This window comes from Mesonia oceanica, from assembly GCF_902499555.1.
Classification (GTDB): domain Bacteria; phylum Bacteroidota; class Bacteroidia; order Flavobacteriales; family Flavobacteriaceae; genus Mesonia; species Mesonia oceanica.
Genome location: NZ_CABVMM010000014.1, coordinates 19,623 through 31,409, shown reverse-complemented (window position 1 = coordinate 31,409; position 11,787 = coordinate 19,623). Strand labels below are relative to the sequence as shown.

At 35.3% G+C, this 11,787-nt stretch carries 10 protein-coding genes; 4 read left to right on the top strand and 6 right to left on the bottom strand.

Going from position 1 to position 11,787, the window contains the following annotated elements; all coding sequences use genetic code 11:
- Positions 1 to 37: 37 nt before the first annotated feature.
- Positions 38 to 1,114, bottom strand: coding sequence for an LptF/LptG family permease (locus FVB9532_RS16055; RefSeq protein WP_150546203.1), 1,077 nt, complete (start codon positions 1,112 to 1,114; stop codon positions 38 to 40).
- 1 nt (position 1,115) lies between these two features.
- Positions 1,116 to 2,246 carry a tRNA guanosine(34) transglycosylase Tgt gene (gene tgt / locus FVB9532_RS16050; protein ID WP_150546202.1) on the bottom strand — a complete coding sequence of 377 codons (1,131 nt, stop codon included), beginning with the start codon at positions 2,244 to 2,246 and terminating at the stop codon, positions 1,116 to 1,118.
- A 195-nt stretch (positions 2,247 to 2,441) separates the two neighbouring features.
- Between tgt and FVB9532_RS16045 the strand changes: the two genes are divergently transcribed.
- From FVB9532_RS16045 to FVB9532_RS16030, 4 genes are all read left to right on the top strand, one after another.
- The gene (locus tag FVB9532_RS16045) at positions 2,442 to 3,290 is read left to right on the top strand and encodes a transketolase (protein WP_150546201.1); all 849 of its coding nucleotides are present in this window, start codon (positions 2,442 to 2,444) and stop codon (positions 3,288 to 3,290) included.
- A gap of 36 nt (positions 3,291 to 3,326) precedes the next feature.
- On the top strand, positions 3,327 to 4,280 hold the full coding sequence (locus FVB9532_RS16040; protein WP_150546200.1) for a transketolase family protein: 954 nt from the start codon (positions 3,327 to 3,329) through the stop codon (positions 4,278 to 4,280).
- Between the two features lie 225 nt (positions 4,281 to 4,505).
- Positions 4,506 to 5,318, top strand: a complete 813-nt coding sequence (locus tag FVB9532_RS16035; protein ID WP_150546199.1) for an AraC family transcriptional regulator — start codon at positions 4,506 to 4,508, stop codon at positions 5,316 to 5,318.
- A gap of 348 nt (positions 5,319 to 5,666) precedes the next feature.
- Entirely contained in the window at positions 5,667 to 6,272 is a 606-nt protein-coding gene (locus FVB9532_RS16030) for a pseudouridine synthase (protein ID WP_150546198.1), read from the top strand.
- Here the strand turns inward: FVB9532_RS16030 and FVB9532_RS16025 are convergent.
- The 4 genes from FVB9532_RS16025 to FVB9532_RS16010 form a co-directional block, all read right to left on the bottom strand.
- Positions 6,250 to 6,921 (bottom strand): N-formylglutamate amidohydrolase, encoded by a 672-nt coding sequence (locus tag FVB9532_RS16025; RefSeq protein ID WP_150546197.1) that lies wholly within the window; start codon positions 6,919 to 6,921, stop codon positions 6,250 to 6,252. The two genes, FVB9532_RS16030 and FVB9532_RS16025, sit on opposite strands and share 23 nt — an antisense overlap.
- Positions 6,918 to 8,138 (bottom strand): glutamate-cysteine ligase family protein, encoded by a 1,221-nt coding sequence (locus FVB9532_RS16020; protein ID WP_150546196.1) that lies wholly within the window; start codon positions 8,136 to 8,138, stop codon positions 6,918 to 6,920. Before FVB9532_RS16020 ends, FVB9532_RS16025 begins: the two co-directional genes overlap by 4 nt.
- 1 nt (position 8,139) lies before the next feature.
- Positions 8,140 to 9,591, bottom strand: a complete 1,452-nt coding sequence (locus FVB9532_RS16015) for a RimK family ATP-grasp domain-containing protein (RefSeq protein ID WP_150546195.1) — start codon at positions 9,589 to 9,591, stop codon at positions 8,140 to 8,142.
- A 226-nt stretch (positions 9,592 to 9,817) separates the two neighbouring features.
- The gene (locus FVB9532_RS16010; protein WP_150546194.1) at positions 9,818 to 11,779 is read right to left on the bottom strand and encodes an endonuclease; all 1,962 of its coding nucleotides are present in this window, start codon (positions 11,777 to 11,779) and stop codon (positions 9,818 to 9,820) included.
- Positions 11,780 to 11,787 lie beyond the last annotated feature (8 nt).

The following is an 11,787-nucleotide window of genomic DNA, read 5'->3' as shown; positions in this document are numbered from 1 at the left end:
CTAAAAAAGTTTTAATTGTAGAGTTTCTTTTGAAGAATTATCGCTTGGCCCTATTCAATAAAACCAGTGCCAGAATACCGAAGACTATGTTGGGGAACCAAACCGCAATTAAAGGTGAAAAGGTCGATTTTTCAGCAATCGTCCCAAAAACTTTGTCTAAGAAAACATAAGAGAATGCAATGGAAATCCCTACGGCAAGATTAACCCCCATCCCTCCTCTTCGTTTCATAGCAGAAACGGAAACGGCAATAAAAGTTAAAATATAAGCAGAAACGGGAATACTCCAACGTTTGTAAGCAACTACTTTATAGATATTGATGTTTCCGGAACCACGCCGTTGTTCATCTTCAATAAATTTATTGAGTTCACTATAGGTTAAGGTTTCTGCAATATAAGTGACGGGTGTTAAGGCATCTATTTCAAAAGGTAAAATGGTATCGTATTTGGTTTCACTTTCGAGAATATCGTCACGTTCCCCTATAGTTCTCTTTTCGTATCTTGTTAATGTATAGGTAGAATCTTCTTTATTGTATTGTAAACGATCGGCACGAATTTTAAATTTCATTTCATCGTCTTCAAAATGCTCTAAGGTGAAATTACTGGCAGTTCCTGCATCGGGCCTAAAGTTACTGGCATAGATAAATTCATTATCGTTTATTTGCCGATATACATCTCTTGTTTCTTGTACCGAAGCTCCTTTTTTCAGGTACTTGTATTTAAATTCATTATAACCATTGTTAGCTACCGGTGCCAAATACATAGAAAGAAATAATGCTGCTAAACAAACGATGGTCGCTCCTATTAAATAAGGTCTAAGAAATCGATAAAAGGAAACCCCGGAACTTAAAAAAGCAATCACTTCGGTATTATTGGCTAATTTTGAAGTAAACCAAATGGTGGAAAGGAATAAAAATATAGGAAAAAGTAAATTAGCAAAATAGATGGTGAAATCCATATAATAATACACCACTTCTATAAAGGGTACTTCGTTTTCTAAGATTTTATCTATTTTTTCTGCTAAATTAACTGTGATTCCAATGGGAATAAACAGAATGAGCAGCGTTATAAAAGTGCCCAAGTAGCGTTTAAGTATGTACCAGTCTAATATTTTCAAGCTATAACCTTTTATCCATTTGTTTAACCATTTGGTCTTTCCAAGTTCTAAAATCTCCTGCTAAAATATGCTTTCTAGCTTCTCTAACCAACCAAAGGTAAAATCCTAAATTGTGAATGGTAGCAATTTGCCTGCCAAGCATTTCATTTACCGAAAATAAATGTCTTACATAGGCTTTTGAATATTCGGTATCTACCCAAGTGATGCCCATTTCATCTATGGGAGAAAAATCGTCTTCCCATTTCTTGTTCTTGATATTAATGGTCCCGTGAGCTGTAAATAACATTCCGTTACGGCCATTTCTGGTAGGCATGACGCAATCGAACATATCTACGCCCAACGCAATATTTTCGAGAATATTAATAGGTGTTCCCACGCCCATCAAATAACGGGGCTTATCTTCCGGTAAAATTTCGGTTACCACCTCTGTCATGGCATACATTTCTTCGGCGGGTTCGCCTACCGAAAGTCCACCAATAGCGTTACCGGCTGCTCCTGCATTGGCAATGTATTCTGCCGATTGTTTTCTTAAATCTTTATAAGTACTTCCTTGAACTATAGGAAATAATGTTTGCTCATAACCGTAAAGTGGCGGAGTCTTTTCAAAATGACGAATACACCTATCTAACCAACGATGCGTCATATGCATCGATTTTTTTGCGTATTTGTAATCGCAAGGATAAGGAGTACATTCATCAAAAGCCATCATAATATCGGCTCCTATAGCACGTTGAATTTCCATCACGCGCTCAGGTGTAAAAAAGTGGTAAGAACCGTCAATATGCGATTTAAACTTCACGCCTTCTTCCTTAATTTTTCGGTTTGCTGAAAGGGAATATACTTGATAACCGCCACTATCGGTCAAAATATTTCGATCCCAATTCATGAATTTGTGCAATCCACCGGCTTTTTGAAGAATATTGGTTTGTGGCCTTAAATATAAATGATAGGTATTCCCTAAAATAATATCAGGATTTATTTCTTCTTTCAATTCTTTTTGGTGAACACCTTTTACGGTAGCAATAGTTCCTACCGGCATAAAAATAGGAGTTTCTATTTTGCCGTGATCGGTAGTGATTTCACCTGCACGGGCTTTGCTATTTTTATCGGTCGCTAAAAGATCAAATTTCATAATAAAAATTAAGGAAGGGCAAAGATAATTATCTAAAAGAAAAGTGAAGTGCTTTTATTCAGCAAATCAATAAAATTCAGAAATGAAACTAAATTTTGAATTATTCACAATAAAAAGTTAATAATTGAAGTATAATTTCTTTTATAGCCTTCTAATTAGAATTACTTTTGCACAAATTGAAACAACAAACTTAAAATGCCACACAACACACAACAATTAGAAGATTTTGTTACCCAGGTAAGAAGGGATATTCTTAGGCAAGTACATAAAGTAAATTCCGGACACCCGGGAGGTTCTTTGGGCTGCGCAGAATTTTTTGTAGCACTCTATCAAGAAATTATGGAGTATAGTACAGATTTTAATATGGACGGTAAAAATGAAGATTTATTCTTTTTATCTAACGGACATATTTCTCCTGTTTTTTATAGTGTTTTAGCAAGAAGCGGCTTTTTTCCGGTAGAAGAATTAGCTACTTTTAGACACATTGATTCCCGTTTACAAGGTCATCCTACTACGCATGAAGGTTTACCGGGAATTCGAATCGCTTCCGGTTCTTTGGGACAAGGAATGTCGGTAGCCATTGGTGCTGCTGAAGCCAAAAAATTAAATAAAGATACACATTTGGTGTATTCGCTTCACGGTGACGGTGAATTGCAAGAAGGCCAAAACTGGGAAGCGATTATGTATGCAGCTGCCCATAAAGTAGATAACTTAATTGCTACGGTTGATTTAAACGGACAGCAAATTGATGGTTCTACAGATGATGTACTTCCTATGGGAAATATAAAAGATAAATTCTTGGCATTTGGTTGGGAAGTTCTTGAAATTGAAAAAGGAAATAATATAGTTGAAGTAATAAAAGGTATTAAAGAAGCTCAGCAACTTACCGGAAAAGGTAAGCCGGTTTGTATTTTGCTTCATACAGTAATGGGGAATGGTGTAGATTTTATGATGCACACGCACGCTTGGCACGGTAAAGCGCCTAATGATGAACAATTAGCCATAGGTTTAGAACAAAACCCGGAAACTTTAGGAGATTACTAAACCCATTCAACAATTATTAATTCAGAATCAATTACAATGAAAAAATATACAGATACAGGTAAAAAAGATACAAGATCAGGTTTTGGAGCAGGATTGGCAGCGTTGGGTAAAACCAATGAAAATGTAGTGGCTCTTTGCGCAGATCTAACCGGATCTTTAAAAATGGATGAGTTTAAAGCAAATCACCCGGAACGTTTCTTTCAGGTAGGAATTGCTGAAGCGAATATGATTGGAATGGCTGCGGGAATGACGATTGGTGGAAAAATACCATTTACCGGAACTTTTGCTAACTTTTCTACGGGACGTGTTTACGATCAAATAAGACAAAGTGTGGCTTATTCTGGTAAGAACGTAAAAATCTGTGCTTCCCATGCTGGTTTAACTCTAGGGGAAGATGGAGCTACCCATCAAATCTTAGAAGATATTGGTTTAATGAAGATGTTACCGGGAATGACGGTGATTAATACTTGCGATTATAACCAAACCAAAGCGGCAACAATGGCTATAGCTGAACACGAAGGCCCTGTTTATTTACGTTTTGGAAGACCAAAGGTAGCTAACTTCACTCCAGAAGATCAAAAATTTGAAATTGGCAAAGCTATTCAACTTACCGAAGGAAATGATGTAACGATTGTCGCTACCGGACATTTAGTTTGGGAAGCTTTAAAAGCTGCGGAGCAATTAGAAGAAAAAGGAATTTCGGCAGAAGTAATTAATATCCATACCATAAAACCATTGGATAAAGAAGCTATTTTAAATTCAGTAAAGAAAACAAAATGTATTGTTACTGCTGAAGAACATAATCATTTAGGTGGTTTAGGAGAAAGTGTGGCTAGGGTTTTGGCTGAAAACACGCCAACCCCACAAGAATTTATTGCCACCGATGATTGTTTTGGAGAAAGTGGAACTCCAGATCAATTAATGGAAAAATATGGTTTAAATGCAATTTCTATTGTTAAAGCTTCAGAAAGAGTAATCAAAAGAAAATAAGTAAGCTTATTTTTAACTAAAAGACCTTTTTATTTTGAATAAAAAGGTCTTTTTTATTTTAATTATTCGCAAAATTATTCAAAATAGACTAAATTATCCTTAATAATTAAAATAAAAATATAACGTTTCATAATAAAATCATAAAAATATTTATCTTTATTTAAGATTTGTTCAAAAAACAATTTATTTTTTTAATTTTTATTAATTTTTAACAATTCATCTAGAGTGAGAAAAGTAGAAGAACAGACCGAGTTTTTAGCTCAAGTTGATAAAAATTTAAATAGCATTTATTGCTATCATGATATTCCTGGTCAAAGCTTTTTTGAGCAGCATTCTCATTATAAGGGCCAATTAATCTATGTAGAAGGCGGGACAATAAATGTGGAAACAGAGGATAAAATTTATTTTGTTCCTGCTAATCATTATATCTGGATTCCATTAGGAATGAAACACGGTACTTATTCAAGTTCCGATGATGTAATGATGCGTACGCTTTACTTCCCTATGGACCGGGAAGAATTGCCATTTTATAATGAAATTGGTACTTATCCTGTAAACGATTTACTATTGCAACTACTTCTTTACACAAAAGATTGGAGAGGGGATATTGAAAGGTTTAACAGAAAGCTTTACCCCATAGTGCAAGCTATAAAAGTACTATTACCAGATTTTTCGCAAAACAAAGTACGTCTTACCTTACCTAAAATTAAGGACGAAAAGCTTAAAGAAGTTACCCAATACTTGAGTGAGAACATCGAAAAAAACATTATGCTCTCTGACATTGCAGAAAGATTTGATATCAACGAACGCTCGTTACACCGACTTTTCAAAAAAGATATCAATTTATCTTTCATTAAGTTTTTCACCTTAGTAAGAATGTATAAAGCGATAGATTATTTAGCACAGCGAAATTACAATATAAGTGAAATTGCTTCAAAAGTAGGTTATTCCAGTATTCCCACCTTTAGTAATACTTTTTATAAAGTAATAGGCAAACGTCCTTCAGATTACCAAAGAGGAGCTGAAATATTAAAATAAAAAAGCTGATTTCATTTCTTGATTCCGTATACCGCAACTCATCTGAAAGTTAAAAATAAGAAAACTTCAAGATGATCACTAGTTTATGGTATTTTTCTGATAAATAAACTAGTCATTAAACCAAGTCTTGGTTAGCACTTTCCTATTTGCTTTATTTTGAAGGAAGAATATAATTATTTTTCTTTTTAAGGTTGAATAGCGAGCCAACCGGAATTCTAGGCTAAATCTTTTTCTGCAACAACTCTTGCGATGGTGGATGTACCAAATTTAAGATTTTGATTTTCTATAATTGTCATTTGGAAACTTCCAAAATTTGAATTATAATTCAAAAAATAGAATATAAAGCGCATGCATCGTCATTTTAAACTGTACAAACCCTACGGCTATTTGAGTCAGTTTATCACCAATCAACAAAAAGCTAAAAAGAAAAAGATGTTGGGAGAATTATACGATTTCCCAAAAGAAACCATGTCTATTGGTCGATTGGATGAAGATTCTGAAGGATTACTTTTATTAAGCACGGACGGAAAAATGAGCTACGCCGTATTAAGCACTTCTGTTGAAAAGGAATATTATGTACAGGTTGACGGTATCATTACCGATAAAGCCATTGAGCAATTACAAGCCGGCGTAGAAATTGGAATTCAAGGAAAAAAATACACTACGCAACCTTGTAAAGCCAGAAAAATTGAAATACCTACGCTACCCGAACGTGCTAAAAAAATTAGGGATGAACGGCATGGACCTACTAGTTGGGCATCAATCACGATCACTGAAGGAAAATATAGGCAAGTTAAAAAAATGACGGCTGCTGTTGGCTTCCCCACCTTACGTCTGGTGCGTTACCGCGTAGATCAACTGACTATCGAAAATATGCAAGCCGGCGAAGTAGAGGAAATTACTCAGAAACTGAATGCTTATTTTCCTGAAGTTATTCAATCACACGAACAATAGCGGTTTTTAAGTATTTCGGGAATTGATTATCTACAGCATATTTCTGATTGATCTCCAATTCGATTCCAAGGTAATTTCTCGAAAATTTTTTGCGAAGATAGGTGGTCAACCCATCGGCTTTCCCTAAATACGGATAATTGAACCGGATATTAAATTCCGGTAATTCTTGCTGAAGTTGTGTCTTAAATTTTTTACAGAAATTTTTCTCATCCAATTTCGAAGAATCATATAAAATACCCATATCGGCGTTTCGCTGATCTCCATGGAGTATTGGTGTAAAGGAGTGCAAAGACAAATGAAGGACTTTTTCATTTAAATTGATCCATTCCCCTATTTGCTGTTCTACCGAGTTTCGATAAGGAAAATAATACTGCTGAAGTAATTGCTCTTTCTGTTCTATCGAAAATTTCTTGGAAATTTGAGAAAATAATTGTGGATGATGTAAAGATCTATTGAACTCAATCAACAAACGACTTATTTCATTTTTAATACTAAAATCAGCTAAACCTTTTACCTCCTTCCACAAATCTAAAGTTCCGGGATCATAAGCTCGATGTGAAGCTAACATCGCTTCTTGATCTTTAAAATAAGTTTGATAAATGGGCGGAATTTGATTTCCGCCATGTTCACAGGTAATAATTAGTTTCAATTGACAAAAAGTTTGTTTTCTTGTAAACACACAGCCAACTCTCTATAAACCTTGAAAATATTTTCTTCTGAAACATCACCTTTTAAAGCATTTAATATTCGGGTAGAAAGTGAACCGCTTGTTAGTATAAGTTGAAGGGTTTCTTGGGTTTCTTTATTCAAGTTACCCTTCACTTTTTCAACTAAAAATTGCCAGATTTGTCGAGCTGTATAACTTTTTTCAGCTAAACCAAAAACCTCTAAAAATTCTATTGAATCAATTTTCGCTTCCTCTGCTGCCAAAATCGTTTCATTCAAAATGATTAATAAGTCATCTTCATGCAACTCTTTTAATTGCGCTAAATTTAAATTGCTAATCATCCATTTTAAAACTTCCACCATAACCATCGCAATTGCCACATCGGCTTTGGGGCACTCCTGCAAATCCAGTACTCGAATTTCTATGGCATTTCTATCGAACCGGGCAATCGCACCGCGGGAATTCAAGAAATGATGTTCTAAAATCTTATCGGTATCATAAGGCTGAATTGCTTGATTAATGGGCTTAAAAATCTCACGATGATAAGCTTCTTTACTAAATACCCGTTCCGGAATCACCTTTCCTGCCAACACCGGAATTTCTTTTTGGTTGGTTTTATAAACTTGCATTCGGCTGTCTTTAAAACCGGTTTGTTTCCCTTCAAAAATAGGGGAACTTGCGGCTAAAGCCGGTAACAGCGGAAGCAACACCCGAATGGCAGCGTGCAATTTTTCAAATTCTTCATCGTCATAAAACGGAAGGTTGATGTGCATGCTTTGCACGTTTGCCCAACCGTGACCTTTACAATTGAAAATTCGGTTGTATAGTGCATAAACTTCAGAATAACTGTGCTTCCAAAGTTGCGTATCTGCAGTTGGATTCATCAAGGGATGAGAAGCTGTAGGTAATAATTGCAACTCTTTAGCTTCTAACAATGAATTTATTTCAACAACATTTTCATGAAAGTGTTCACTTAAACCTGCTAAGTCTTTTGTTGGTCCATTGGTTTTTAACTCCACCACGTGAGCCACCAATTCATTGCTCCAAGCAATTTCTCCATTCTCTACATCAGAGGTAATTTCGCCTTGCTTCAATGATAATAATTCATCTACCTGTGAAGCAACTTTTAAACTTTTTTTGTTCACGAGCATATACTCCAGCTCAATCCCAAAAACTTCAAAAAGATGGTATTTTTTCATGTTACTTCTCCTCTACCCGTTTGAGCAGAGCCTTGATAATTTGTTGGTAAACCTCATCGCCATAGTGTGCATCTTCCACACCAAAATCGATGTTAGGATTATCGTTAATTTCGATCACCAAAGGTTTTCCCTTCACTTCTTTAATATCGATGCCATACAATCCTAAGCCCATAATTTTGGCAGATTTTACGGCAACATCAATAATTGCGGATGGAACTTCTTCAACAGGCATACAATCGGCATTCCCGTCTTGGTCTTCTTTATCTTTTGCTGCCCAGTTATAAATTTGCCAATGGCCTTTGGCCATATAATAACGACAAGCATAGAACGGCTTTCCATCTAATACTCCGATACGCCAATCGTAATCGGAAGGAGTAAATTCTTGTGCGATAATCAAGTCAGAAGTTTTTAGCATTTCTTTTACCAAGTCTAAATATTCTGCTTTGGTTTTTGCTTTCTTTACACCAAATGAAAAAGTTGAATCGGGACTTTTTAACACACAAGGCAACTTAATTTCTTCTAACACCTGCTCTATATTTTCCTGGTGCAAGATTTTAGTTTTAGGGGAAGCGATATGGGCATTTTGCAAAGCTTCTGCCATAAACACCTTATTACAGCATTTTAAAATCGCATCGGGATAATCGATAATCGCAATATTTTCTTGCTGTGCTTTTCTGGCAAAGGCATAAGCTTCGTTATTCACTTCTGTACTCTGTCGAATAAACAAGGCATCAAAGGCTGAAAGTCGAGAAAGGTCTTTAGGAGAAACCAGTTCTACGTAGAAATTATTTTTTTCAGCAACTTCTATAAACTTTTTTAAAGCTTTTGTATTGCTTGGCGGTGCGGGATCGTTCTCATTTACCAAAATAGCCAGATCATACAAAAACTTAGAAGGCTTTGCGGTATCGTAACGTTTTTTAGCAAAATACTGAAGTGCAAATTCTTCTACACTACTTTTATGTTCCTGTGGAATTTCAGCATAAGAAATAGCTCGAATATGTTGAATATTCCACTTATGGGTATAGTTGAATTTTACTCGCAAAAATGGTATTTGAAAGTTTCTATAAAAAGCTGCACTTACATCTTTATACTTCTGCGCCACATTCTGTCCAAAATAAATACTCAGTACAAATTCGCGTGACTTAATATTCTTTAAACTCTGCTGTATTAAATCTTCAAACTCTTCAGAAATTACTTTCACCAATTTGGGCGCACGTAAATCTACCAAGTTTTTACTATTGGGAATGGGTGAATGCCCACGGGCTTCTGCCAAAAGGGAAACATAATAACCTTTTGATTGATAGGAATAATTTTTACAAAGGTTAAAAACGCGAAGGTTTTTCTGGCTCGCAAAATGCGCATTGGTCAGGTATTCTTGCGCCGAAACTACCTGAATGTTTTCTGCTAAAAAACTCCAGGATTTAGGATTGTCTACGACAATATATTTTTTCATTTACATGGTTAAAAAACTAGCTAAATGTAAACTAAAATTCAATTGAACAAATAAAACTTTTCTTAATTTTTAGGGATAAAAAAACCTCTATTTAAGCAATAGAGGTTTGGTTTTATTTTGTTGTAATCTAATAAATTCTTAAAATTTAAGAGCAATCAAGAACTTTATTTTAGAAGACCTCTCGACTGCGCTGGAGGTGACAATTCATTAATTGATCTACAGGAATTTACTTTACAATCACTTTTTGAACTTTGGAGGTATGCTTATTAGTTACTTTTACCAAATAAAGCCCAGCGCTTAAATTTGTATTCAATTTTATAGCTCCGGTAGCTTTCTTGCTGAATACTTTCTTTCCTAAGATGGAATAAATTTCAACTTCATAATCGTTATTCACCCCTACAATATTTATTTCCCCGCGTGTTGGATTAGGAAAAATCTTAATTTCTGTTAGTTGATTTTTTGGGGTTGACAAATCTTGCTCCCAAGTTTGTCCAGCTTGATCTCCCCAGATATAATCGACCAATTCTGGCTGATCTATAAATGGATTCCTATTCTTCTGCCAAGTGTAAACCACATTGTTTCGATTCATTTCAAAATCATCCGGTGGGTCATTTTCGTGCCACTCTAACAAAGTCGCTAAATCTCCAAATTCACCTACATTACCATCAGGATAACCATCTACCACCGACAATCCATTATAGCGAATAGCCATATAGAAAATACTTCTGGCTACATCTCCTTTAAAACTTCCTTGAGTATTTTCTGGACCGATGTATTCATCCTGACCGTAAAATTTATTTCCGCGAGAACTATTTTCAGGGCCATCTGCCGCTCTTAAATGATGGGCATCAGAATTTCCGTGTCTTAAAGAATCTGCATTGGTATTCCAATACACATTAATCCCATCGGCAATATCATCATCGCCGATGCTATAATAACCTCCTCTTGAACGAGGAAAAACATGCTCTCTATTCCAGGTTCCTGTGTTATTGGAAGTCATTTGTCGATCTAATTTTGGCCGACCTTGTTCGGTATAGACTAACCACATTTCATTACTATTTAATGGGTTTTGATCTGCTTCTTCTAAAATATCATACACATCGGCATACGTTTGTGCTCTTACCACTCCTTCTTCAGCTATAATCGCTTGTAAAGCATCCCGTAAACCTTGTCCGGATGTTCCATCTAATGAATTGTAATAATTTGCAGGTACTGTACTTTCAACTTGATCATAAGTAGGATTTAGCGGCGTTCCCCAAGCGGCTACAGTATAATCGTTATCGACAACCCGAATTAAAATATTATCGTTGAGTTTCATGTATTCATCAGGAAGAGGATTCATTTGAATAATTAACTCTTCATCGCCTTCATCATCATTATCATCAATTAAAGTGATATTGGTGGTAACTGAATTTTGTCCCTGCGGAATAGTTACCGAAGTAATTCCAGAAAAATCTGAAGCATTAAAACCTCCATTAGCTAAATTAAAAGTAATCGTCAAGTCACTCCCTGAAACATTTTCCTGTGTCGTAAATTCTATTGGAAATGTATCTCCTTCATTATATTGCGTTGCACTCACGTTGATGCTGACACCGTTTAAAATAACTCCACTACCATCATTTAATAGCCTTGGGGTTGGCGCACCCACAAAATAGGTTCCGTCGTTATTACGTTGAATAGATTCAAAATCTTTATTGTTGTTTTCATCTTCATTAATTTGAACAGAAACTCCTAACAGATTCATTAAACCGATATCATCGGCATCATTAGTATCATAAACCAAAGCATCGATTAAATTGTTCGTCGTTGCTTGAGTGCCTTCAGGAAAATCGGTATCGTCGCCTTGATAAATAGCGACTGCATCAGCTCCGTTTTGAATGGTATTATCTGATATAAAATATTGTGGAACCGGAGACACGCCCATATTCCCTATAACAAATAAACCATTAATATCTGAAGTAAAACCATCAAGATCGATAGCATAATAACTACTATCATTTCCGCTAGAAGAACCATTAAAGAAGACCAATACATAACCATTTAAAGAAGCATATGGATTATCGGTTTTCAATTCAATAAATTCCAAATCGTCAATTCCATCAGTATCAGAATCCAATTCATTAATGACTACTTGTGCATTTAAAGAAATAAAAAACAAAAGTAGTAGTGGGGTAAAAATATTTTTCATTTATAATT